24 protein-coding genes, 2 tRNA genes and 1 riboswitch are annotated in these 23,078 nt (G+C 71.8%); of the genes, 12 read left to right on the forward strand and 14 right to left on the reverse strand.

Features of this window, described 5'->3' with window-relative positions:
- The first annotated feature begins 50 nt into the window (after nt 1-50).
- Nucleotides 51-563: a MarR family winged helix-turn-helix transcriptional regulator gene (locus QSK26_RS29380; RefSeq protein ID WP_285778529.1), complete on the forward strand. Its 513-nt coding sequence runs from the start codon at nt 51-53 to the stop codon at nt 561-563.
- A 3-nt stretch (nt 564-566) separates the two neighbouring features.
- Here the strand turns inward: QSK26_RS29380 and QSK26_RS29385 are convergent, their stop codons facing one another.
- Entirely contained in the window at nt 567-1,127 is a 561-nt protein-coding gene (locus tag QSK26_RS29385; RefSeq protein WP_285778530.1) for a DinB family protein, read from the reverse strand.
- Between the two features lie 115 nt (nt 1,128-1,242).
- On the opposite strand from QSK26_RS29385, the gene QSK26_RS29390 reads away from it, so the two are divergent.
- The 6 genes from QSK26_RS29390 to QSK26_RS29415 all read left to right on the forward strand — a co-directional run bounded on the left by QSK26_RS29390 (nt 1,243) and on the right by QSK26_RS29415 (nt 7,248).
- On the forward strand, nt 1,243-1,776 hold the full coding sequence (locus QSK26_RS29390) for a PadR family transcriptional regulator (RefSeq protein ID WP_285778531.1): 534 nt from the start codon (nt 1,243-1,245) through the stop codon (nt 1,774-1,776).
- Nucleotides 1,773-2,513 (forward strand): ABC transporter ATP-binding protein, encoded by a 741-nt coding sequence (locus QSK26_RS29395; RefSeq protein ID WP_285778532.1) that lies wholly within the window; start codon nt 1,773-1,775, stop codon nt 2,511-2,513. Before QSK26_RS29390 ends, QSK26_RS29395 begins: the two co-directional genes overlap by 4 nt.
- Nucleotides 2,514-2,518: 5 nt before the next feature.
- Nucleotides 2,519-4,303 (forward strand): ABC transporter permease, encoded by a 1,785-nt coding sequence (locus tag QSK26_RS29400; protein WP_285778533.1) that lies wholly within the window; start codon nt 2,519-2,521, stop codon nt 4,301-4,303.
- Nucleotides 4,304-4,388: 85 nt separating this feature from the next.
- Complete coding sequence (locus tag QSK26_RS29405) at nt 4,389-5,513, forward strand: hypothetical protein (RefSeq protein WP_285778534.1); 1,125 nt, start codon at nt 4,389-4,391, stop codon at nt 5,511-5,513.
- A complete protein-coding gene (locus tag QSK26_RS29410) occupies nt 5,510-6,796 on the forward strand; it encodes a DUF8832 domain-containing protein (protein WP_285778535.1) in 1,287 nt (428 codons plus the stop codon). The genes QSK26_RS29405 and QSK26_RS29410 overlap by 4 nt, the downstream gene beginning before the upstream one ends.
- A complete protein-coding gene (locus tag QSK26_RS29415; RefSeq protein ID WP_285778536.1) occupies nt 6,793-7,248 on the forward strand; it encodes a hypothetical protein in 456 nt (151 codons plus the stop codon). Before QSK26_RS29410 ends, QSK26_RS29415 begins: the two co-directional genes overlap by 4 nt.
- Here QSK26_RS29415 and QSK26_RS29420 read toward each other — a convergent pair.
- The 3 genes from QSK26_RS29420 to QSK26_RS29430 all read right to left on the reverse strand — a co-directional run bounded on the left by QSK26_RS29420 (nt 7,205) and on the right by QSK26_RS29430 (nt 10,342).
- Nucleotides 7,205-8,191 (reverse strand): coiled-coil domain-containing protein, encoded by a 987-nt coding sequence (locus tag QSK26_RS29420; protein ID WP_285778537.1) that lies wholly within the window; start codon nt 8,189-8,191, stop codon nt 7,205-7,207. The genes QSK26_RS29415 and QSK26_RS29420 overlap by 44 nt on opposite strands.
- 3 nt (nt 8,192-8,194) lie before the next feature.
- Nucleotides 8,195-8,339: riboswitch (cyclic di-AMP (ydaO/yuaA leader) on the reverse strand.
- A gap of 69 nt (nt 8,340-8,408) precedes the next feature.
- Nucleotides 8,409-9,494, reverse strand: coding sequence for a galactose-1-phosphate uridylyltransferase (gene galT / locus QSK26_RS29425; protein ID WP_285778538.1), 1,086 nt, complete (start codon nt 9,492-9,494; stop codon nt 8,409-8,411).
- A 35-nt stretch (nt 9,495-9,529) separates the two neighbouring features.
- Nucleotides 9,530-10,342, reverse strand: a complete 813-nt coding sequence (locus tag QSK26_RS29430) for a DeoR/GlpR family DNA-binding transcription regulator (RefSeq protein WP_285778539.1) — start codon at nt 10,340-10,342, stop codon at nt 9,530-9,532.
- 184 nt (nt 10,343-10,526) lie between these two features.
- Between QSK26_RS29430 and QSK26_RS42155 the strand changes: the two genes are divergently transcribed.
- A complete protein-coding gene (locus QSK26_RS42155; RefSeq protein WP_502888761.1) occupies nt 10,527-10,604 on the forward strand; it encodes a 50S ribosomal protein bL37 in 78 nt (25 codons plus the stop codon).
- Between the two features lie 56 nt (nt 10,605-10,660).
- Here QSK26_RS42155 and QSK26_RS29435 read toward each other — a convergent pair whose 3' ends face one another.
- The 8 genes from QSK26_RS29435 to QSK26_RS29470 all read right to left on the reverse strand — a co-directional run bounded on the left by QSK26_RS29435 (nt 10,661) and on the right by QSK26_RS29470 (nt 18,503).
- Nucleotides 10,661-11,110: an MFS transporter gene (locus tag QSK26_RS29435; protein WP_285778540.1), complete on the reverse strand. Its 450-nt coding sequence runs from the start codon at nt 11,108-11,110 to the stop codon at nt 10,661-10,663.
- Complete coding sequence (locus QSK26_RS29440) at nt 11,017-11,286, reverse strand: hypothetical protein (RefSeq protein ID WP_285778541.1); 270 nt, start codon at nt 11,284-11,286, stop codon at nt 11,017-11,019. Before QSK26_RS29440 ends, QSK26_RS29435 begins: the two co-directional genes overlap by 94 nt.
- A gap of 60 nt (nt 11,287-11,346) precedes the next feature.
- Complete coding sequence (locus QSK26_RS29445) at nt 11,347-12,696, reverse strand: dihydrolipoyl dehydrogenase family protein (protein ID WP_285778542.1); 1,350 nt, start codon at nt 12,694-12,696, stop codon at nt 11,347-11,349.
- A gap of 35 nt (nt 12,697-12,731) precedes the next feature.
- Nucleotides 12,732-14,450, reverse strand: coding sequence for an ATP-binding SpoIIE family protein phosphatase (locus QSK26_RS29450; RefSeq protein ID WP_285778543.1), 1,719 nt, complete (start codon nt 14,448-14,450; stop codon nt 12,732-12,734).
- A 341-nt stretch (nt 14,451-14,791) separates the two neighbouring features.
- Nucleotides 14,792-16,153 carry a TrpB-like pyridoxal phosphate-dependent enzyme gene (locus tag QSK26_RS29455; RefSeq protein ID WP_285778544.1) on the reverse strand — a complete coding sequence of 454 codons (1,362 nt, stop codon included), beginning with the start codon at nt 16,151-16,153 and terminating at the stop codon, nt 14,792-14,794.
- Between the two features lie 116 nt (nt 16,154-16,269).
- Nucleotides 16,270-17,160, reverse strand: a complete 891-nt coding sequence (locus tag QSK26_RS29460) for an LLM class flavin-dependent oxidoreductase (RefSeq protein ID WP_285778545.1) — start codon at nt 17,158-17,160, stop codon at nt 16,270-16,272.
- Nucleotides 17,161-17,229: 69 nt separating this feature from the next.
- A complete protein-coding gene (locus tag QSK26_RS29465) occupies nt 17,230-17,655 on the reverse strand; it encodes a nucleoside deaminase (protein WP_285778546.1) in 426 nt (141 codons plus the stop codon).
- Entirely contained in the window at nt 17,652-18,503 is an 852-nt protein-coding gene (locus QSK26_RS29470) for an LLM class flavin-dependent oxidoreductase (RefSeq protein ID WP_285778547.1), read from the reverse strand. Before QSK26_RS29470 ends, QSK26_RS29465 begins: the two co-directional genes overlap by 4 nt.
- A 93-nt stretch (nt 18,504-18,596) precedes the next feature.
- On the opposite strand from QSK26_RS29470, the gene QSK26_RS29475 reads away from it, so the two are divergent.
- On the forward strand, nt 18,597-19,043 hold the full coding sequence (locus tag QSK26_RS29475; RefSeq protein ID WP_285778548.1) for an Lrp/AsnC family transcriptional regulator: 447 nt from the start codon (nt 18,597-18,599) through the stop codon (nt 19,041-19,043).
- 240 nt (nt 19,044-19,283) lie between these two features.
- On the opposite strand, the gene QSK26_RS29480 is transcribed toward QSK26_RS29475, so the two are convergent.
- Nucleotides 19,284-19,354: transfer RNA gene (locus QSK26_RS29480), tRNA-Gly, on the reverse strand.
- An 88-nt stretch (nt 19,355-19,442) separates the two neighbouring features.
- On the opposite strand from QSK26_RS29480, the gene QSK26_RS29485 reads away from it, so the two are divergent.
- Nucleotides 19,443-19,519, forward strand: a tRNA-Pro gene (locus QSK26_RS29485).
- A gap of 68 nt (nt 19,520-19,587) precedes the next feature.
- Here QSK26_RS29485 and QSK26_RS29490 read toward each other — a convergent pair.
- Nucleotides 19,588-20,073 carry an ATP-binding protein gene (locus tag QSK26_RS29490; RefSeq protein WP_285778549.1) on the reverse strand — a complete coding sequence of 162 codons (486 nt, stop codon included), beginning with the start codon at nt 20,071-20,073 and terminating at the stop codon, nt 19,588-19,590.
- Nucleotides 20,074-20,343: 270 nt separating this feature from the next.
- Here QSK26_RS29490 and QSK26_RS29495 point away from each other — a divergent pair, with 270 nt between their 5' ends.
- Together QSK26_RS29495 and tig are read left to right on the forward strand one after the other, a co-directional pair.
- Nucleotides 20,344-21,210, forward strand: coding sequence for a Sco1979 family transcriptional regulator (locus QSK26_RS29495; protein WP_285778550.1), 867 nt, complete (start codon nt 20,344-20,346; stop codon nt 21,208-21,210).
- Nucleotides 21,211-21,483: 273 nt separating this feature from the next.
- Nucleotides 21,484-22,863, forward strand: a complete 1,380-nt coding sequence (gene tig / locus QSK26_RS29500) for a trigger factor (protein ID WP_285778551.1) — start codon at nt 21,484-21,486, stop codon at nt 22,861-22,863.
- Nucleotides 22,864-23,078 lie beyond the last annotated feature (215 nt).

The following is a 23,078-nucleotide window of genomic DNA, read 5'->3' on the forward strand; positions in this document are numbered from 1 at the left end:
GGATCCGGCGGATTGTGTGTAGCCTGCACATATCCTGCTAGCCTGGAGTCGTGGACACCAGGGAGAGCACGGCCGGCGCCGCCATCGACGTGGCGTTCTTCCGGCTGCGCCGGATGTGGTCGAGGCCGCTCCGGCCGCGCAGGGCGGGCGACCCGGCACGGGCCGTCCAGATGTCCAACGTCATGGTCGTCGGCGCGATCTACCGGCTGGGCCTGGAGTGCCCGGAGGTGACCGTGGGCGGCGTGGCCGAGTACATGGACGTCGAGCCCTCCACCGCCAGCAGGCTGGTCAACGACGCCATCGGCGCCGGGTTCGTCGAGCGCGAGGTGTCCCGGGTCGACGCCAGGCGGGCCCGCCTGGTGCTGAGCGACACCGGGCGCAGGGTGCTCGACGCGGTCACCCGCTACCGCCGGGCCCACCTCGACCGGCTGATCGCCGACTGGGATCCGGCCGAGCGCCAGGAGTTCGCCCGGCTGGTCACGAAGTTCGCCGAGGCGTCCGCCGCCGATCCCGCCGATCCGGCCGAGCTGGACCGGGCCATCGCGGAGGCGCTCGCCGGCTGAGCCCTACTCGCCGGTGACGCCGTCGATGCGCTCGCGCAGCAGGTCGGCGTGCCCGCAGTGCCGGGCGTACTCCTCGATCCTGTGGACCATCAGCTCCCGAACCGCGATCCCGCTCTTCCCCAGACGCTCGCCCAGATCCGGGTGCCCGGCCAGCGCGGCGTCGGTCGCCTCCTGCTCGCGCGCCAGAGCGGAGTACGCGGCGTCGACCTCGGCCTGCTCGGCGACGGCCCCGTCGAAGTCCCCGTCCCGCTCGCCGTACAGCTTCGGCAGCGGATCGCCGTCGCTGATCCAGTTGCGCCAGTCCCGTTCCACCTCGGCGAGGTGCCGGAGCAGGCCGAGCAGCGACATCGTCGACGGCGGAACCGACCGGCGGGCCAGTTGCTCCGCGTCCAGGCCCTCGCACTTCATCCGCAGGGTCATGCGGTAGTTCGTCATGAAGTCCTGCAGCGTCGCGAGCTCGCCGTCCGGGCTGGGCCCCTCGCTGTTGCGGGGGTCGTCGTCCGGGTTGGCCCACATGTCGGGGTAGACGGTCGCCCGGGTCCATCGTCCAGGTTGGTCACTCATGCGCTCCATGGTCGTCCGTGCGGGGCCCATGCTCGCCACCGCCCCCTAGGAGATCGGGCGTTTTGACACCCGTATAGATAGCCGCTATCTATTGGCTAACCGTTAGGGGGTTGGGGTGCAGGACGCAGTGCTGGCGATGCTCGCCAAAGAACCGTCGCACGGGTACCACTTACGCGCTCGGCTGCAGCAGAGTCTCGGCCCGCTGGGCGCGTCGATGAACCCCGGCCAGATCTACGTGACCCTGGCCCGGCTGGAGAAGGCGGGACTCGTCGTCTGCGAGCGGGCGGACGGTCTTCCCGAGCGGCCCGACCGCAAGGTCTATGCGCTGACGCCGGCCGGGCAGCAGCGGGTGGCCGCCTGGCTGACCGAGGTCAACTGGCCGAAACCGGACCTGGCGGAGTTCCATCTCAAGCTCGTCGCGGCGGCCGCGGCCCGGCTCGCCGACCCGGTCGAGCTCGTGGCCGCGCAGCGCCGTGAGCTGCTGCGCCGCCTGCGTGAAGTGCAGCAGGCCGCTCTGGCCGAGCCGGCGGGATCGGCCGCCGTCCTGCTGCTGGAAGGGGTCGTGCTGCGGCTGCAGGCGGACCTGCGCTGGCTGGCGGCCTGCGAGCGAGCCTGGTCCAAGGTCGATGACGAAGCTGAGGATGCATGAACGTGGTGAATGCGGCGGTCCGGGTGCACGGCCTGGTGAAGAACCACGGCCGGGGGCAGGGCCGGGTCCGCGCGGTCGACGAGGTCGACCTGGAGGTGCCCGAGGGGCAGACGCTGGCGGTCATGGGGCCCAGCGGCTGCGGGAAATCCACCCTGCTGCACCTGCTGGGCGGCCTGGAGCGGCCCTCCGAGGGGGAGGTGTGGCTGGCCGGGCGGCGCATCGACACCCTGAGCGAGCGGGCTCTGGCGCGGCTGCGGCGCCGGTCGGTGGGCTTCGTCTTCCAGGCGTTCCACCTGGTGGAGGAGCTGTCGGCGGCGGAGAACGTGGAGCTGCCCGCGCTGCTGGCCGGGCGCTCGCGGCGCGAGGCCAGGCGGCGCGCGAGCCTGCTGCTGGAACGGGTCGGGCTCACCGGCCGCGCCCGGCACCTGCCTTCGCAACTGTCCGGCGGGCAGCGTCAGCGGATCGCCATCGCCCGTGCGCTGGCCAACGAGCCGCTGGTCGTCCTGGCCGACGAGCCGACCGGCAACCTCGACACCACCGCGACACTCGACGTGCTGAGAATCTTCGAAGACCTGCGTTCGGCCGGGCAGACCCTCGTGATCGTCACGCACGACGAGCGGGTCGCGGCCACCGCGGACCGGCTGATCTCGATGCGCGACGGGATGTTCGTCGACGACACCCGGCTGGCCGGCACCGGCACCGGGTGGCTCGGCGGCCTGATCGGGCTGGAGGGCTGAACGCCATGGGCCGCATCGTGCTCGTCGTGCGCCTCGTGCTGGCCGACGTCCGCCGGCACAAGGCCCAGGCCGTGATGCTGCTGGTGGCGGTGATCGCGGCCACCGCCACCATGGCCCTGGGGCTGTCCCTGGGCGGGGCGTCCCAGACGTTGTACGAGCAGACCCGGGAGGCCACCGCCGGACCGGACGTGGTGGCGCTCGTCCCCGACCTGGGTTCCCCCGTGGCCCCGGTCATGACCTTGTTGGCGGAAGCTCCCGGGGTCGTCGCCCACAACGGCCCCTACCGCGTCGTCTACGCCACCCTCACCGCGCACCGTGTCGCCTCCCTCGTGGTGGTGCACGGCGTCGCCGAGAAGCCCGGTGTGGTCAACCGGCCGCTGGTGACCTCGGGCCACTGGGTACGCGCCGGCGGCGCGGTTCTCGAACGGGGCTTCGCCACCGCGCTGGGCGCCCGCGTCGGCGACCACGTCACCATCTCCGGCCGGTCGTACCCCGTCGTCGGGATCGCCGTGACCGCGGCCACCTCCATCTTCCCGTGGGCGCCGGGGATCGGCCCGTACGGCGGCCCGAGTGACGGGGGCGGCCTGGTCTGGCTGACCCGGGAGGACACCCGGGCGCTGGCGTCCCAGGGTCTTCCGGTGACCATGGCCCTGGACCTCAAGCTGCGCGACCCCGACGCCGCCCAGACCTTCATCGAGGCCCAGCACATCGCCACCAGGGTGTCCTTCCGCACCTGGCAGTTCATGGCCGACCAGGACACCGTCATGCTCAGGACCACGCAGCCGATCCTGGTGATCGGCAGTTGGCTGCTCAGCTTCCTGGCCATCACCGGAGTGGCCGCGCTGGCCGCCGGACGGGCCGCCGAGCAGACGCGCAGGGCCGGGCTGCTCAAGGCCGTCGGCGCCACCCCCGGCCTGATCGCCGCCGTTCTGCTCACCGAATACCTGGCTCTGGCGCTGCTGGGCGACGCGCTGGGGCTGGCGCTCGCCCGCCTGGCCGAGCCCGCCATCGCCAGCCCCACCGCCAGCCGGATCGGCGGTGTCGGCGGACCGACCGGCACCGTCATCGTCGCGACGACCACCCTCGCGGTGGCCGTGGCGGTACTGTCCGCGCTGCGTCCCACACTGCGGGCGGTGCGCACCGCGACCGTCAGCGCGCTGGCCGGCACGACTCGCCGGCCTCGCCACCGCCCCTGGCTGACCGCGCTGTCCGCGCTGCTGCCGACCCCGCTGCTGCTCGGGGTGCGGCTGATCGCCCGCCGGCCGGGCCGCGCGGTACTGCACGCGTGCTCCACCGCCGTCACGCTGATCGCGATCACCAATCTGCTGACCTACTATGCCGAGCCCCGCTGGGGCTTCGCCCAGCACCGCGGGGGCTGGGGGCCGGGCCTGTCCGGCCTGCCCGACATGCGAGCCGATCACGACAGCCGGCTGCTGCTGGCGGTCACCATCGCGCTGATCGCCCTCGCCACCGTGAACACTCTCACGCTCACCTGGACCACGGCGATGGAAGCCCGCGCGAACATGGCCATCGCCCGCACCCTCGGCGCCACCCCCGCGCAGATCTCCGCAGGGCTGTCCGTCGCCCAGCTTCTGCCCGCCCTGCCCGGCGCCGTGGCCGGCGTTCCGCTGGGCATCCTCTTCTACGGGCAGATCATCACGTTCCCCCTCTTCTGGATCGCCGCCGCCGCACTCGCGATCCTCCTGGCGACGACGGCACTCACCGCCGTACCCGCCCGCTGGGCGGCCCGCCGGCCCGTGGCACAGACCCTCAGCGCCGAAACGGGCTGATCGACGGAAAGGGAACCACGAAGTGGCATCGGACGTCGCCGGCATGCGGCGATTCATGGTGGACACGGGGGAGCCCCGTGGATGGGTGTCCCCCGGGACGGACCTGGTGACGGCGCTGCTCGGCATCTGGTTCGGGGTCGGACTGATGATCGACGCCTGGGCGCACAGCAACCTGACGGAGCTGGAGACGTTCTTCACTCCGTGGCACGCGGTGTTCTACTCCGGCTTCACCGTGGTCTCCGGCTGGATCATCTGGCAGGTGTGGCGCAACGTGCGCGCCGGACGGCAGGGGCCGGCCGCCGTCCCCACCGGCTATCTCGCCGGGCTGGTGGCGATTCCCGCGTTCGCCGCCTTCGGACTCGCCGACATGGTGTGGCACACCGTCCTCGGCATCGAGACCACGATCGACATCTTCTTCAGCCCGTCACACCTCGGCCTCGTCGTGGCGATGCTGGTCATCATCACGACTCCGCTGCGCTCGGCGTGGAACGCCCCCGACATCGGCGCCCGGCCCTCGCTCGGCCGCCTGCTGCCCGCGCTGCTCGGGCTCGCGTTCGCCGCCACGCTGGTGTCGCTGTTCCTGTCGTACGGCGACGCCATGCAGTACCGCCCCGAGCGCATCGTTCAGGCGCTGTCCATGTTGCAGGACTCGGGCGCCGGGCCGCGGCCGGTCGGACCCAGACCGGTGGGCCCGAGCGCCGAGCGGGTAGCCGTCGGGATGGTCGTCACCAACGTCATCATGCTCAGCCCTGTGCTGTTCCTGGTGCGCCGCTGGCTGTTGCCGTTCGGCTCGGTGACCCTCATGTACACGGTCATGGTGCTCATGCCGGGTGCCCAGACGGCGTTCCGCAACGTGCCGATCCTGCTGTCGTTCGTGGCCGCCGGGTTGGTGAGCGACCTGCTGATCCGCCGGCTGCGGCCGTCGGGTGAGCGGCGCGCCGCCTACTGGGCCTTCGCCGGGCTGTCGGCCTTCGCCACCTGGTCGCTGTACATCGGGGTCGCCTCGGCCACAGGGGGCGGCCTGCCCGCCGTGCCCGAGCTGTGGACCGGAGCGCCGGCCGTCGCCGGGCTGATCGGGCTGGCGCTCGGGGCGCTGTTCCTGCCTGACGCGGTCACCGCCGAGCCGGTTCCGCCGGGAGCGGCCGGCCCGGTTCCGCCGGGAGCGGCCGGCCCGGTTCCGCCGGGAGCGGCCGGCGCCGAGCGGGCATGATCCGGGTTCTGTGCCTCACCGCCGCCCTCGTGCTGGTGCCGGCCGCCCCCGCCGCCGCGCACAACGTCACGGCGGGGGCGGACCTGCGGATCGCCCAGACGATCGCCGGCGCCGAGGTGACAGTGGTGGTCAAAGGAACGACCCGGGTGCCGGGGCCGCTGTGGATCGGCGTCGTCGCCTACCAGCCGGTGTCCGGGCCGCCCATCGGCCTTGAGGTCCGCTCGGCCGAGGACGGCCACACGGTGACCGGCACCGTTCGGGCGGCGGCGAACCCGCAGTACGCACGGCTCCAGGTGGAGCGGACCGGGCCGCACGAGCTGAGACTGAGCGCGGGGAACGAGACCGCCGTCATCCCGTTCCGCGTCCTCGTCGAACGCGAATCGGCGGGCGGGGTCCTCATCTACGGCGGCCTGTTCGTGGCCGCGCTCCTGCTGGTGGGCGGCCTGCTCACGGGGACGCCGGCCCGGCCGGGAAGGGCGATGGCGCTGGCCGCGGGCGCGGCGGCCGGGGTGACTGTCGCCGCCATGGTCATCGTGTTCGAATCGCAGGTGCCGGCGCCCGCGCCCGAGGGCGCCGCCCCCACCTCCACGACATCGGCCGCGCGAGGGCGGCCGTACGCGCAGGTCCGCGCGGAGACGGTCCCGGCCCGGCCGGAGGCGGGAGAGGAGTTCACGTTGCGCGTCGATCTCGTCGACGGCTCCACCGGGCGGCCCGTCGACGACCTCGTCGCGCACCACGAGGCGCTCGCCCACGTGATCGTCACCAGCGAGGACGGACGCTACTTCCGCCACGTGCACCCCCTGCGCACGGCGCCCGGGCGCCTGGAGGTCAGACTGAGCGCCGACCGGCCCGGCCGGTACCTGGCGCACGCCGAGCTCGAACGGGAGGACTCGGGCGGGCAACTCGTCGCCGCGGACTTCACCGTCGGCGGGACGGTCAAAGCATCGGCGACGGATTCCGGCGAAACCGGCGCCCCCGCCCCGACCGTCACGCCGCGGCTCCGACCGGCCGTGCCCGTCGCGGGCCGTCCCACGACGATCGAGGCGGCCACCCCCGCGGGCGTCCGGGCCTGGCTCGGCATGACCGGCCACCTGCTCATACGCAGCCAGGACGGCGACTTCTTCGGCCACGTGCACGAGATGGGCGCCCCGGGATCCCGGGTGCGCTTCACCTTCAGCTTCCCCGAACCGGGCCGCTTTCTCGCCTGGGTCCAGTACGCCATCGCCGACCGCATCGTGACCGTCCCCTTCACCGTGCAGGTGACCGCCCCGGAGACCCGATGATCAGGAGGTGGCACGCGGTGGCCGCGGCCACGCTCGTGACCGCGGCAGCGGCGCTGTTCGTCGTGGGCGGAAGCACGGCCGCCCGGCCGGTCAGCCTGACCACCACGGGCACCCGCTACACCGCCACCGTCCTCATCGCGGACCCGGCGCCCGGCCAGGCCACCGTGGAGATCGAGGTGAGCCGGGGCGACGCCGACAGCGTGTCACTGTCGGCGGTCATGGCCGAGATGGGACACGCCACACCCGAGATCTCCGCCACCGAGCGCGAGCCCGGCCGCTTCGTTGCCGTGGGCGAGCTGTTCCCGATGAACGGCGTCTGGGAACTGTCGATCCGCCTCGACGGCCCCGCGGGCGAGGAGCAACTCACTGCCAAGACGCTGATCGCCCTCCGCCGGGTGCGGCGGTGTTCTAGTACATCGACACGTGCACGTGGTCCCAGTGGTTCTGGGTGATGCTGCCGCGGTCCGACATGCCCCGCCAGCCGGGTGCGCCGATGTTGTAGATCCGCTGCTTGTAGATCACGTACTTGACGCCGAGCTTGCCCGCGTTCTTGATCACCCAGGCGGCGGCCTGGTCGCCCATGGCGAGCCGGTCCGCGGTGGGCATGGCGCCGCCGCCGCTCAGCATGAAGTCGCAGGCCCGGCCGAGCGGGTGCTCGCCGCTGGTGTCCACCCGGTAGCAGCCGATGGTGCCGAAGGCGAAACGCTCGCGGACCTCGTCGCGCATCAGCCGGGTGCGCGGGGTGATGTTGTCCCCGCCGCCGGGCAGCTCGGGCGCCCAGCTCCCGTCCGGGCGGCGGCCGGAGGCGGCGGGGATGAGCTGGTCGAGCTTGCGCTCGATGTCGCCGATGAGCTTCTCGGCCTCCTTGCGGCGCCGGTTCACGTCCTCGGCCTGGCCGCGGATGCGGTCGGTCAGCTCGCCCGCCTCCTGGGCGGCCTTCTCGCGCTCGTCGCGGGCGGTGGCGAAACCCTCGACGTGGGCCTGCTGCTCGGCGGCCAGTTGCTCCAGCAGCGCCGCCCCGCCGATGTTCTCGCCGAACATGAGGGCGGGGAGGCCGGTGTCGTGGTTCTGGTAGCGGAGCTGGGCGATGGTGCCGACCTGGGCGGCGGCCTCGTCGTAGTCCTGCTGGGCGGTCTTCAGGTGCTCCTTGGCCTTGCTCTCGGCCTTCTGCGCGTCGGCGAGCGCCGCCCGCTTCGCGCCGTACTCGCCGATCAGCTTGTCGACCTTCTTGTTCAGGCCCGCCAGCTCGGCCTTCAGCTCGGACTTGGTGGGCTTGGGCGCTGCCACGCCGGTAGCCGCCGGGCCGAGGGCGAACGCGCAGGCGGTGACGAGCACGCCTGCGGTGATCATGGACTTTCTGCGGAACGTGGGGGACGTGGGGGGCAGGGCCGCCACGCACACTCCTCTCCTCGCAGCCGACCGGGTTAGCTGACGGGTTCGGGCGGAAGAGTGTGCCCTACCGCGCGGAAGGCCGCGGATGCACCCCATGGACCTGGTTCCCCGGTTCCCGGGCAAGGCGCCCGAGATTAGGCGGCTCGGCCGTTAGGGCCGATTGCGAGGATATTAGTGGTTAATCGTTGATCATGCGAACCGAGTCGAGATTAAGTATTGATCAGTTCGTTACCGCCTCGCGCAGCATCCGGGCCGCCTCCTCCGGGAGCACGTCGTTGACGAAGGCCCCCATCGCCGACTCCGACCCGGCGAGATACTTCAGCCGGTCCGCCGCCCTGCGGATGCTGAAGAGCTCCAGGTGCAGGCAGGCGAGATCCCGCCCCTCCCGGACCGGCGCCTGGTGCCAGGCCGCCACGTACGGCATGGCGACGCCGAACAGCCCGTCGAACCGGCGTAGCACGTCGGTGTAGAGCGGGCCGAAGGCGGCGCGCTCGGCCGGTTCCAGCGCGCACAGGTCGGGCACCCGCCGGTGCGGATACAGGTGCACCTCGAACGGCCAGCGGGCCGCCGCCGGCACGAACGCGGTCCAGTGCTCGTTCCGCCCGACCACCCGGACCTCCGCCTTGCGCTCGGCGGCGAGCACCTCGGCGAACAGGTCGCCGCCGCCCCGCTCCCGGTGCGCGCGGGCGACCGCCAGCATCCGCCGGGTGCGCGGGGTGACGTAGGGGTAGGCGTAGATCTGGCCGTGCGGGTGGCCCAGCGTGATGCCGATCTCCGCGCCCCGGTTCTCGAAGCAGAAGACCTGCTCCACGCCGGGCAGGGCGGACAGCTCCGCCGTACGGTCGGCCCAGGCGCGCATGACCAGCTCGACCCGGTCCGGCGGGAGTGTGGAGAAGGAGGCGTCGTGGTCGGCGGTGAAGCAGACGACCTCGCAGCGCCCGGCCGCCGGGCGGGTCTCGCCCAGCCCGCCCGGATCGGCGGCCCCGTCGTCCGGCGCGGAGGCGGAGAAGGACGGGAAACGGTTCTCGAACACCGCGACCTCGTAGCCGGCGGCGGGGATCTCGGTGGGCCGCCCGGGGGCCGAGGGGCACAGCGGGCACTGGTCGGCGGGCGGCAGCAGGGTGCGGCCCTGCCGGTGCCCGGCGATCGCGATCCACTCGCCGGTCAGCGGGTCGCGGCGCAGCTCGGCGGCGGGCGGCCTGGGCGGCAGGTCGCGCCGGTCCGCCGCGCCGCGGTCGGCGTTCTCGTCGCGGTCGAAGTAGATGAGCTCCCGCCCGTCGGCAAGCCGGACGGTTGTGCGTTTCATGGTGGAATGTGTGGCTTTCTCGGGTGCGGAGAAGGTCACGGGACCTCCGTGGCCGCGCGGGAGGAGCCCGGTGCGCTCCGGCCGGCGATGACCAGCTCGCCCGCCTGCGCCGACAGCTCCTCGCGGGCCGTCTCCGGCAGGCCGTCGTCACTGATCACGATGTCCGCCTCGGACAGCGCGGCGATGGTGCTGATGCCGACCGTGTCCCACTTCGTGTGGTCGGCGGGGACGACCAGCCGGTGCGCCGAGGTCACCAGCTCCCTGTCCGTCTCCGCCTCCAGCAGGTTGGGCGTGGTGAACCCGGCCCGCGCGCTCATGCCGTGCACGCCGAGGAAGAGCGTGTCCACGTGCAGACCGCGGATCGCCGCCACCGCCACCGGTCCCACCAGCGCGTCGGACGGCGTGCGCACCCCGCCCGTCAGCACGACCGTGCGATCCGGGCGCGGCACGCGGTGGAACACGTCGGCCACCTGGATCGAGTTGGTGATCACGGTCAGCTCCGGCACGTCGACGAGGTGCCGGGCGAGGGTCCAGGTGGTGGTGCCGGCCGACAGGGCGATCGCGGTGCCCGGCCGTACCAGCTCGGCGGCGCGGCGGGCGATCGCCTCCTTCTCCGGCTGCTGGCGCACCGACTTGGCGGCGAAGCCGGGCTCCTCGGTGGACCCCGGCCCCAGGGCCGTGGCCCCGCCGTGCACCTTGGCCACCAGCCCGCGCTCGGCGAGGACCTCCAGGTCGCGCCGGACGGTCATGTCGGAGACGCCGAGCTCGCGCACCAGGTCGGCGACGCGCACACCGCCACTCCTGCGCACGCGCTCCAGGATCGCCTGCTGGCGCTGCTGGGCTAGCATGGGGCTCCTCCCGCCAGATTCCACCAAATTATGACAGAGGGCTTGGGGCTTTGTGTTGGATCCTGGGCGGAAGCGCTGTCGGGTCTTGCCGGGCCGGCGGGTACGGCGCAGTGTGGAGACGAGGCTCCCGGAAGTTCATGGCACGGACATGTCACAGTCGACCCGCAGAAAGGCGGTCGTCACCATGGCACGACGCGCACGCAAGAACAGAGCCCGCAAGAAGAGGAAGGCCAACCACGGCAAGCGCCCCACCGCGCGCTGACCGGGCGCCCCGCCGTCCGGTCACGGCCGTGCGGCGGGGCGCGTCCCGAGGCCGGGTCAGGGCTTGGTGGTCGTGGTCATCGTCTCGCCGGAGTCCTCCGGGTGGATGGCCACGGCGGTGGCCCGGGTGATCCGGCGGGCCGGGATGAAGGCGGCGACCAGCAGGCCGGCGAGCGCGGCGGCCGCGGCGACGACGAACCCGGTGCGCAGCCCGGCCAGTGAGGGGAGCGCGGCGACGGGGCCGGACCCGATGACCATCTGGGCGAGGACGACGGTGATCACGACCTGCCAGGCGGCGGACATGAGGAGCAGGCCGATCCCGTAGCCGAAGGCCATGATGCCCGCCCCGGCCATGAGCGCGACCTTGGGACCCCAGCGGGCCGACATCCGGGCCGACAGCGGCGACAGCGCCATCATGACCAGCCCGCTGGGCGCCAGGCACAGTCCCGCCTCCAGCAGGGACAGCCCGAGGCCGTAGCCGGTGGCGGCTGGCGCAGCTCCAGCCACCCCCACACCGGCAGCACCAGCGCCGCGGCGGCGAACATGCCGAGGGTGATCGGACTCGCCCAGCCCCACTCGCCGCCCTTGGAGACGGCGAGCAGCAGGCAGACGAGCCCCAGGGTGAGGCCGCCCGCCCCGGCCGCGTCGAACCGGCCGGGAGCGCGGACGGCCGACTCGGGCACGACTGTCCGGTTGCATGTACCGTACATGTAGATTGCCGGCTGACCAGATCGCCTCCGTGGTCACAACCTTCGTACCGCGTCCTCCACGGCCCGGTGGAACGTCGGGTACGCGTAGATCATCTGACTGAGGCGCTCGACCGGGATCCGCGCGTGCACGGCCAGGGTCAGCATGCCCAGCACCTCGCCGCCGGAAGGGCCCACGCTGGTCGCGCCGACCAGCACCGGGCCGTCCGCCACCAGCTTGATGAGCCCCTCGGCCCGGTGGATCCAGCCCCGCGAGGAGGTCTCCAGCGGGCTCACCGAGGTGCGCACGTCCAGCCCCTTCGCCCGGGCCTGCGCCTCGGTCAGGCCGACCGCGCCCACCTCGGGGTCGGTGAAGGAGACGCGCGGCACCGCGTGGTACTCGGCCTCGTGCACCGGCTCGCCCAGGATGTCGTTGACGACGATGTTCGCGTGGTACATCGACATGTGGGTGAAGGCGCCCTTGCCGGCGATGTCGCCCAGCGCCCACACGCCCTCGGCCGCGCGCATCCGCCCGTCGGTGGGCACGAACCGCGCCGACTCGTCCAGCCCGGCCGCCGCCACGCCCAGCGCCGCGAGGTCGGAGCGCCGCCCGGTGGCCACGAGCAGCCGCTCGCCGCGCACGGTGTCGCCGCCCTCGGTGCGCAGCGTGAACCGGGAGCCGTCGTGCGACACCTCGGCCGCCCTGGCCCTGGTCCGGATGTCGACGCCCTCGGCCGCGAACACCCTGCCGATCAGCTCGCCCGCCTCGGGCTCCTCCATCGACAGGATCCGGTCCTGCGCCTCGATCACGGTCACCGCCGAGCCGAACCTCGCGAAGACCTGGGCCAGCTCGGCGCCGATCGCGCCGCCGCCGACCACGATCAGCGACTCCGGCACCGTCTCGGTCTCGATCGCCTGGTGGTTGGTCCAGTAGGGGGTGTCCGCCAGGCCGGGGATCGGCGGCACCACCGGCTGCGACCCGGACGCCAGCACGATGCCCCTGCGCGCCCGCAGCACCCGCTCGCCGTCCACCGTCACCCGGCCGGGACCGGTGATCCTCGCCCGGCCGCGGACGAGATGCCCGCCCTTGCCGGTGAACCGGTCGGCCGCCACCTTGTCGTTCCAGTCGTCGGTGGCCTCCTCGCGGATCCGCTTGGCCACCGGCGACCAGTCGGGCGACACGGTGGCCTGCCCCGCCATGTCCGGCACCCGGCGCGTCTCGGCGATCATGTCGGCGGCGCGGATCATCATCTTGGACGGCACGCAGCCCCAGTAAGGGCACTCGCCGCCGACCAGACCGGCCTCGACGCCGGCCACCCGCAGGCCCGCCTCGGCCAGCCGGCCCGCGACGTCCTCACCGCCGGGGCCGAGCCCCACCACGATCACATCGAACTCTTCCTCGGCCATGCGACCGGCCTCCCCTCGTCGTCACCTGGACCCTGTCACGGTAGCCGCACCTCGCACCACACGATCTTGCCGATGGCGGTCGGCCGGCTGCCCCACCGGTGGGAGAAGCGGTCGATGAGGTTGAGCCCCCTGCCGCTCTCGTCCTGTGGGGTGGGGGTGAAGCGGGCGGGACGCTGCGGTGAGCGGTCGGCGACCTCGCAGAGCAGCGTGGCGCCGCGCAGCAGGCTCAGCTCGATCGGCCCGGTGCCGTGGTTGACCGCGTTGGCGACCAGTTCGCTGACCATCAGCTCGGTCACCTCCAGCACCGAGGTCTGCCCCCAGGCGCGCAGCGTGGAGCGGACCAGCCGCCTGGCCTCCGCCGCCGAGCGGGCGTCGAAGGGCAGTGTCCAGGTCACGTACTCCGACGGTGACAGGTCGTGCACCCTGGCCAGCATGAGCGCGATGTCGTCCCGCTCGTCGCCGGGACGCTGGGTGGCGATGGTCGCGTCACACAGGTCCTCCAGGTCCCGGTGGGAGTATTCGAGCAGCCGGCACAGGTCGCTGATGCCGGAGTCGAGGTCGCGGTCCCTGCTCTCGACCAGCCCGTCGGTGTACAGGGTGAGGACGCTGCCCGCGGGCAGGGTCAGCTCGCGCATCTCGAACGGGTCGCCGCCGATGCCCAGGGGCAGTCCCGGGGGCAGTTCGATCAGCTCGGTGCGCCCGTCGGGCCGCAGCAGCACCGGTGGCACGTGGCCGGCGCGGGCGATGGCGCAGGTGTGGCTGATGGGGTCGTAGGTGGCGTAGACGCAGGTGGCGATCTGTGTGGTGTCGAGGTCCTGGGTCATCCGGTTGAGCCGGTAGAGCACCTCGTTGGGCGGCAGGTCCAGGCTCGCCAGGGTGCGCGCCGCGGTACGGAGCTGGCCCATGGTGGCCGCGGCCCGGGTGCCGTGGCCCATGACGTCGCCGACCACCAGCGCGGTGCGGTGCCCGGGGAGCGGGATGACGTCGTACCAGTCGCCGCCGACGCCGGTCAGGTCGCTGGCGGGCAGGTAGCGGGAGGCGATCTCCAGGCCGGGCGGGGTGGGCAGCTCGTTGGGCAGCAGGCTGCTCTGCAGGGTCAGCGCGGTGCGCCGTTCGCGGTCGTAGAGGCGCGCGTTGTCCAGGCACAGCGCGGTGCGGGCGGCGAGTTCCTCGGCGAGGCTCACGTCCTTCTCGTGGAAGGGGGAGCTGCCGGCGTTCCTAGTGAACACGACGAACCCGAGCACTCTGCCTCTGGCCTGCAGCGGCACGACCAGGAAGGAGCTGTCTTCCAGGAGGGAGCCGATGAGGTCGCGTTTCCAGGCGATGGCGAGTTCCCTGGCGGTCATCGCGTCCATCCGGGGGTAGAGGATGGGCTGGGCGGTCGCCATGCAGCGCGCCTGGGGAGACCAGGCGGGGTGGACGCCGACCTCGTCCGGCGGGAAGGCGGCGATGTAGTCGTCGGCGCGCTCGCTGAGGCCCATCGCGATCCGGCGCACCAGGGGTGAGCCGTCGGCCGGGCGCGCGGGGAACTCGCCTTCGAGGACCAGGCGCTCGTGCACGAGCACGCCGGCGGCGTCGGCGAAGCGGGGGACCGCCACGTCCATCAGCTCGCGGCCGGTCTGGCCGAGGTCCAGGGTGCTGCCGATGGTACGGCTGGCCTCGTTGAGCAGGGCGAGCTGCTCCTTGGTCGAGGCGGGGCTGCTGAGCCGCCTGCGCTCGGGCGAGTGCGGATTGATCACGACGTTGCCGGTCATGCGGGCTCGTCGCCCCGCTCGGACCCGGACCGGTGGGGGCGATCGAGAGGAGGTCGACCGCCATCCTGCCGACCTGCCACGCTGCCGCCGGTTTCGCCCACGATATTCTCCTGACCCGCTGACTTTACTCTCTTCGTGATCTTTGACAGGGAAAAACAGGGCATACCGCGGGGTATGGCACTATCCCTGACTGCGTACACCTCGAGCATAGTAAAGAGGGATCTTCCGAAACCCGGGAAAGCGCGGCCTATTTCGTAAAAAGCCGCGATTGACAGGTTGGCCGACCCCCCGATACGGGCGCCCGAGTGATCATCTTGCCCCTCGGGCGCCCTTTGCGCGACTCAGGAGGCCGGCAGCGACGTCAGCGACGCCTCGATCCGCTCCTGAGGCAGGTCGAAGTCGGCCATCTCGCCCGACAGATACTGATCGTAGGCGCCCAGGTCGAAGTGGCCGTGGCCGCAGACCGCGGTGAGGATCACCTTCTCCTCGCCGCTCTCCTTGCACCGCAGCGCCTCGGCGATCACCTCGGCCACGGCGTGCGAGGGCTCCGGCGCCGGAAGGACCCCCTCGGCCCGGGCGAAACGCGCCCCCGCCGCGAAACACTCCCGCTGGCCTTTCGCGACCGCCTCGAACATTCCCAGCTCGTAGATGTGCGACAGCAGCGGCGACATCCCGTGATATCGCAGCCCGCCGGCATGGATCGGATCGGGCACGAAATCGTGGCCCAGCGTGTGCATCTTCAGCAGCGGCGTGAGACCGGCCGTGTCGCCGAAGTCGTAGGCGTAGACGCCGCGGGTGAAGGTCGGGCAGGCGGCCGGCTCGACCGCCCTGATCACCGGGTCGATCCGCCCGGCGAGCTTCTCGCGCAGGAACGGGAAGGACAGCCCGGCGAAGTTGGATCCGCCGCCGGCACAGCCGACGATCAGGTCTGGCGTCTCGCCGAACGCGGCGAGCTGCTCCAGCGCCTCCTCGCCGATCACCGTCTGGTGCGTCAGCACGTGGTTGAGCACCGACCCGAGCGCGTACCGGGTGTCGTCGGCGGCCGAGGCCGCCTCCACCGCCTCGCTGATCGCGATGCCCAGGCTGCCCGGGGAGTCCGGGTCCGCCGCCAGGATCTTGCCGCCCGCGCCGGTCACCGGGGAGGGGCTCGCGTGCACGGTGGCGCCGTAGACCCGCATCAGCGACCTGCGATGCGGCTTCTGGTCATAGGACGCGCGGACCATCCAGACCTCGCACGCCACCCCGAACTGCGCGCAGGCGAAGGCGAGCGCCGACCCCCACTGGCCCGCCCCGGTCTCCGTGGTCAGCCGCCGGACACCCTGCTGGGCGTTGTAGTAAGCCTGCGGCACGGCGGTGTTGGGCTTGTGCGAGCCGGAGGGAGAGCCGCCCTCGTACTTGTAGTAGATGCGCGCCGGGGTGCCGAGCGCGCGCTCCAGCCGCCTCGCCCGGACCAGCGGCGTGGGCCGCCACAGCCGGTAGACGTCGAGCACGGCGTCGGGCACCGGGATCCGGCCCTCCGTGCTCACCTCCTGGGCGATCAGCTCAGCGGGGAACAGCGGCGCCAGGTCGTCCGGCCCGATGGGCTCGCGGGTGCCGGGATGCAGCGGCGGCGGGGGCGGCACCGGCAGGTCGGCCGCGATGTTGTACCAGTGGCGGGGGATACGTGACTCGTCGAGCAGGATCCGGGTGGCTTCGTGCACCATGCCTCCACGTCGGCGGGGAGCGTGTCCGATCGCCTCCAGTCTGTGCGCACGGGAGGCCGCGTGGAAAGGCGACGGATGAGACCGGTGCGCCGTCACACCCCCGCCGAGCAGGGCACTCAGCCCTCGCGCTCGCGGGCCACCCGTTCCCGGACGTCCGGCACGACCTCCTCGGCGAACCGGCGCAACTGCGTCTCCTGGTCGCCGTCCGGCCACAGCACGAACGTGTCCATGCCGTAGCCCACCGCGAGATCGGTCAGCTCCTCGGCCCACTGCCCGGCCGGACCGCGCAGGAAGCCCTCCGAGGGGCCGCCGGTGATGACTCCGCTGACGTTGTAGAGCCTGCGCACGGCCCGCGGCTCGCGGCCGGCCGCGCGCGCCGCGTCGTCGATGCGGGCGTTGAGGCCGGGCAGCAGCTCGGGCGTCGCCCATGGGGAGGAGGGCAGCCAGCCGTCGGCGCGCGCCCCGGTGAGCGCCAGCGCCCGCGGCCCGCGGACGCCGAGCCACAGCTCCATCCCGGGCGCGGGCGCCGGTCCGGCGTTGGCCCCGGCCAGCCGGTAGTGCTCGCCCTCGAAACGCAGGTTGCGCTCCTGTGACCAGATCTTCCTGATCACCGTGATCGCCTCGTCCAGCGCGCCCAGCGCCGCCCCCGGACCGCGCCGGGCGCCGCCGTACGCCTCGATCGCGTCCCAGAAGCCGCCCGCGCCGAGGCCCAGCTCGGCCCGGCCGCCGCTCAGCACCGACAGGCTCGCCGCGGCCTTGGCCAGTACGGCGGGCGGGCGCAGCGGCAGGTTGGCCACGTCGGGGAAGACCCTGACCCGCTCGGTGACCGCGGCGATCATGCTGAGCAGCGTCCAGGTGTCCACATAGCGCCGCTGGTAGGGGTGGTCCTGCACGCCGATCAGGTCGAGGCCCAGCCGGTCGGCGGTCCGCGCCCGGTCGAGCAGCGGCTCACCCGCCTCGGGCACCAGGAAATAACCGAACTCCAGCGGCCGTCCGTAGTCGCCCATGCGATCCTCCTCCGGTTCCACGAGCGGGAACCTCGGGACGGGGGGTGTTGTTCCCCGCAGGACCCCCGGTCAGACGTAGTAGCCGGCGACCGCGGCGGCGGCCTCCTCGAAGAGCGCGGGGCCCTCCTGGCGGAAGGACGAAGGGCCGGGCGGCGGCTTCAGCGCGCCGAGCTGCTCGTTGGACAGCGCGAAGACGACGCGGCCGAGGCCGGACCGCTCGATGGCGCCCGCGCACATGACGCACGGCTGGCAGCTCGTGTACATGGTGGTGCCGGCCGCGGTGGCCGGGTCGAGCTCGCGGGCGGCCCACCTGGCCAGCTTCAGCTCGGGGTGGGCGGTGATGTCGGAGTCGGTGAGCGAGGTGTTGTGGTCCTCGGCGAGCACGTCGCCGTCCGGGCCCACCAGCAGCGAGCCGAACGGCGGGTTCCCGCCCTTCCTGGACGCGGTGGCCAGCTCGATCGCCCTGTGCAGGAAGCGTTCGTCGTCGTGGGTCATGCGTGTTCCGTTTCTGAGTGGTGGGCGGCCACGGTCGCGAGCATCCGCCATGCCGTCTCGGGATGGTTCGTCTCGTCGGGGTCGCCGATGAAGGGGTCGAGGACGACGCTCTCCGCGCCGAGCAGGCGCAGTTGCCGGAGGTCCTCCGCGACCTGGTCGAGGGTGCCCTCGCCGGCCCGCCGGTCCGCGCCGGTCACCGGGGCGTCGGTCAGCCGCAGCAGGATGCGGGGAGCCAAGGCCGGGACGGGACGTCCCAGCTCGTCCGCGGCGGCCCGCAGCCGGTCCACCCGCTCGCGCAGCCAGGGGAGGGTGAAACGCAGCGGGTGCCACGCGTCGCCCAGCAGCACCGCCCTGCGCAGGGCCGCGTCGGACCCGCCGCCCACCCAGAGCGGGATCCGCCCGGACCGGTAGTCGTCCTCGTCCGCCCAGGCCCGGCGCATCGCCCGCAGATGCTCGTCGGTCAGCGCCCCGCGTCGCCCGAACGGCACGCCGAGCGCCTCGAACTCCTGCCGCGCCCAGCCGACGCCCACGCCCAGGACCAGCCGTCCGCCGCTGAGCTGCTGGAGGTTGGCGGCCATCCGGGCGGTGAGCAGCGGGTGGCGGTAGGGCACGATGAGCACCGTGGTGCCGAGCCTGATCCGGGTGGTGATCCCGGCCAGCCAGGACAGCGCGGTGAAGGGCTCGTAGAACGGCGCCGGATACTGCTCGGCGACGTCGGGGGTCACCACGACGTGGTCGGAGACCATCAGCAGGTCGAACCCCAGCCCCTCCACGGTCTGCGCCCAGGCACGCAGCACGTCGGGACGGGTGCCCGGCCCGAAGTTCGGGACGTTCACGCCTAATTTCACCAAGCCAGGCTATCCAGGCGATCAGCCCGGATGGAAGGAAGATATCCCGGACTGGGGGCTGTTCGGCCGTGGATTCACCGGTATCTTTGCCAGATGGCCGAGACTCTTGATCTGACCGACTGGTCCATCCTGGCCGAGCTCCAGCGAGACGGCCGCATGTCGCTCACCGAGCTGGCCCGGCGGGTGAGCCTCAGCGCGTCGGCGACGACCGAGCGGGTGCGCCGGCTGGAGGCGGCCGGCGTCATCACCGGCTACCGCGCCGTCGTCGACCTGGACAAGGTCGGGTACGCCGTGCTCGCCGTGGTCCGCCTCAAATACCCCGGCAGCCGGCACGAGCCCCTGCACCGGCTCCTCGGCGAGCGCCCGGAGATCCTGGAGTGCCTGCGCACCACCGGCGACGACTGCTACACGCTGAAGGTCGCCGCCACCTCCATGGGCCACCTGGAGAAGGTCGTGGACGAGCTCGCGCACTTCGGCAGCACCACCACCAACATCGTCTACAGCCAGACCCTCCCCTTCCGCGGCCCGCACGCCCCCTGAGAATCCGTCCGGGCGGCGGCCGATGGGAAGTCGGAAGAATTGATGTCACGAATGGGTCACGCTTCCCGGGAGGGCGCCCGTATTCCGCTGCCGGCTCGCCGGTCCGGGGCATTGCCGGGGCGCGCGACGGCCGGTCGTCGGGGCGCCGAGAAGGCCGGGGCCGGGAAGATGGGCGAAAAAAGATGGGCAGACAGAAGGCCAGGTCACCGAATGACGGTTGACCTGGCCTTTTCTCAGCGGAGCGGACGACGGGAATCGAACCCGCGTAGCCAGTTTGGAAGACTGGGGCTCTACCATTGAGCTACGTCCGCGCGAGCCGGGCGCGGTCTGGTCTAGACTGCATCCGGTCGTCAGGGCGTAAGCGTACCGGAGTTCGCGGGCGCTTGCGCAACGGCGCCACGGGGCGTGGCGCAGCTTGGTAGCGCGCGTGCTTTGGGTGCACGAAGTCGTGGGTTCAAATCCCGCCGCCCCGACCAAAGAAGAAACCCGGCGGGTTCTCCGCCGGGTGGAGCGTCCGGTGACCGTCGCCCGGGGCGCAGAGGTCTCAGCGGCCGGTGTCGAAGAGGGCCCAGACGGCCTTGCCGCCGTTGTCCAGGCGGTCCCAGCCCCAGCGCCTGCTGTAGGTCTCGACGATGTAGAGCCCGCGGCCGTTCTCCGAGACGAAGTCCGGCTCCTTGGGGGTCGGCGCCTGGTTGCTCGGGTCGGCGACCGCCAGCAGCACGCCGGGCGACATCCGCAGCAGCATCAGGGTGATCGGCAGCTCGCCGACCGCGCCGGGCGAGCACGGCGCGTAACGTACGGCGTTGGTGACGAGCTCGGAGACGACCAGTGCGGCGTCGTCGCCGAGTTCCGGCAGACCCCAGCTCCTGAGCGTGTTCCTGGTGACGTCCCTGGCCGTCTTGACCGAGTCGGCCTTGGGCGGCAGCGGGCAGGTGGCCGTGTCGGAACCGTGGCCGTAGAGCAGCTCCGAGAACCGGAGCCGGCGGTTGAACTGCAGGCAGTCGGCAGTGGATATGGGTTCATCCACCATTCTGCCGGCCCCTCCCGCTCTCATCTCACATCTCCGCCATCGATGCCGTTTTACGGACTAATGCCCCATTAGCCCAATATGCACTAGGCCATCATGGGTCACCGGGAACGTCCGCTGCAAGACCCAAATGCACGTGCAGCTGCAATGTGCAGCCGCATGGGCGTCCAGGGTGTGGCTCGGTTGCGAATCGGCCACGAGGTTGAGACCTTGTCATGACGGCCGGAAGTAGTGACACTGTGTGCGCTGGTAAAGGTGCACGAGGGAGGCGACGTGACGCAGATGCAGCCGGGATCGGGCCCCACGGCGCTGCGCATCCTCCTCGGGTCCCAGCTGCGCCGGCTCCGCGAGAACAAGGGCATCACCCGCGAGGACGCGGGCAGCGTCATCCGCGGCTCCGAGTCCAAGATCAGCCGCATGGAGCTGGGCAGGGTCGGGTTCAAGGAGCGCGACGTCGCCGATCTGCTCACCTTCTACGGCGTGGAGGACGCCGAGGCGCGGGCGCCGGTCATGGACCTCGTGCTCAAGGCCAACGAGCCGGGCTGGTGGCACCGCTTCAACGACCTGCTGCCCTCGTGGTTCCAGGCGTACGTCGGCCTGGAGGAGGCCGCGACCCGGATCAGGACCTACGAGGTGCAGTTCATCCCCGGCCTGCTCCAGACCAAGGAGTACGCCAGGGCGGTCATCACCGCGGGCGCCGCCGGGCTCGGCTCACACGAGATCGCCCGCCGGGTCGACCTGCGGATGGAGCGCCAGCGGGTGCTCGACGGCGGCGACGGGCCGTTCTTCTGGGCCGTGATCGACGAGGCCGCGCTGCGCCGCCCGATCGGCGGCGCCGACGTGATGCGCGCCCAGGTGGAGCACCTGCTCGACCTCATGCGCCAGCCCAACATCACCATCCAGGTGATGCCGTTCAGCTTCGGCGGGCACAGCGCGGAGGGCGGCGCGTTCAGCATCCTGCGCTTCCAGGACAGCGAGCTGCCCGACGTCGTCTACGTCGAGCAACTGGCCAGCGCCCTCTATCTGGACAAGCGCGAGGACGTCGACCGATACGGCGAGGTGATGGAGCGTCTGTGCGCCGTCAGCACCACGCCGGACGAGACGGTCCAGATCCTTGTCAAGATCATGAAGGACATCTGACCCTGGCGCCGTCGCTCTCGGGTGCGCATCTGCCCTAGACTGGCGGGCGGTGCTGGACAACAGCCGGCTACAGCATGTCCATAAAGGTTGTGATCAGCGCCGCTCATGTGGGCGCGGCGCGCTGCCGCGGTAGCCGTACGGGAGAAGGAGCCGGCCGAAAGGCGCCCGGGGTCGTCAGCGGGGCCCGGTGCGATGAGGCACGGCGAGACTCGACCGAGAAGCACGAATCGACGCGCCCGCGATCACTCGAAGCTTGATCAAGGAGACCACCCCGTGAAGACCGCTGTCGAGGAGCTCAGCCCGACCCGGGTAAAGCTCACCGTCGAGGTGCCGTTCGAGGAGCTCGGCGAGAGCATGAAGGCGGCGTACAAGAAGGTCGCGCAGCAGGTGCGCGTCCCCGGTTTCCGCCCCGGCAAGGTCCCTGCTCGCATCATCGAGCAGCGCTTCGGCCGCGCGGTGGTGCTGGAGGAGACCCTCAACGACGCGGTACCGAAGCTGTACGGTCAGGCTGTCGACGAGAGCGACATCTTCCCGGTGAGCCAGCCGGACATCGAGGTCACGAAGATCGAGGACGGCGAGCAGGTCGAGTTCACCGCCGAGGTGGACATCCGGCCCAACTTCGACCTTCCCGACTACAGCGACATCGAGATCACCGTCCCGGCTGCCGAGGTCTCCGACGCCGACATCGACGCCCAGCTCGACGCCCTGCGCCAGCGCTTCGCCACGCTCACCGGCGTGGAGCGCCCGGCCGTCGCCGGTGACTACGTGGTCATGGACCTCGCCGCCGCGATCGACGGTGTGAACATCGAGGAGCAGCAGGCCAGCGAGGTGTCCTACGAGGTCGGCGCCGGCTCGGTGCTCCAGGGCCTCGACGACGCCCTGCTCGGCATGTCGGCGGACGAGGAGAAGACCTTCACCTCCAACCTCGTCGGCGGTGCGAACGCCGGCGAGGAGGCCGAGATCTCGATCAAGGTCAAGTCGGTCAAGGAGAAGGTCCTGCCCGAGCTGGAGGACGAGTTCGCGCAGCTCGCCAGCGAGTTCGACACGCTTGAGGAACTGCGTGGCAGCCTGAGCGAGCAGGTGCGCCGCACCAAGCTCCTCGACCAGGTCGTGCAGGTCCGCGAGAAGGCCGTCGACGCCCTCCTGGAGAAGCTCGACATCCCGCTTCCGGACAGCGCGCTCACCACCGAGATCGACGCCCGCAAGCACAACCTCGAGCACCAGATCTCCGACAGCGGCCTCAGCCGGGAGGCGTTCTTCCGCCTCTACCAGACCACCGAGGAAGAGCGCTTCGCCGAGTTCGAGGAGAGCGCGGCCAAGGCACTCAAGACCGGCTTCGTGCTCGACAAGATCGTCAAGCAGGAGGACCTCGGCGTCTCCGAGCAGGAGCTGACCGACTTCGTGGTCCGCCGCGCCATGGAGATCGGCGTCGCCCCGAACACGCTGGCCCAGCACCTCGCCGACAACGACCAGCTCACGCTGGCCATGGTCGAGATCGTGCGGGACAAGGCCAAGAGCGTCGTCGGCGACGCCGCCAAGGTGACCGACGAGTCGGGCGCCGAGGTCGACCTCAAGGCGATCTACGCCGAGCTCAACCCGCAGGACGAGAGCGCCGGGCAGGACGAGCCGGCCGGGGAGAAGTCCGAGGACTGAGCCTCCGAGACAACCGTCCCGGCAGGCACCCCGAGAGTGTCACCGACGCCCTCGCCGCACACGCGTGCGGTGAGGGCGTCGGCGTTTACGCGGCCCGTGGCCGGCGACGGTGTGACCTGTTTCAAACCTGCACGGGCCCTACCTGCGCCGACAGCGAACAGCAGGCGGAGGGGGCATGTCCGGTCCGCGACGGGCGTTAGGGTCACAGGCAAAGG

This window comes from Microtetraspora sp. NBRC 13810 (assembly GCF_030268685.1).
Lineage (GTDB): Bacteria > Actinomycetota > Actinomycetes > Streptosporangiales > Streptosporangiaceae > BSRQ01.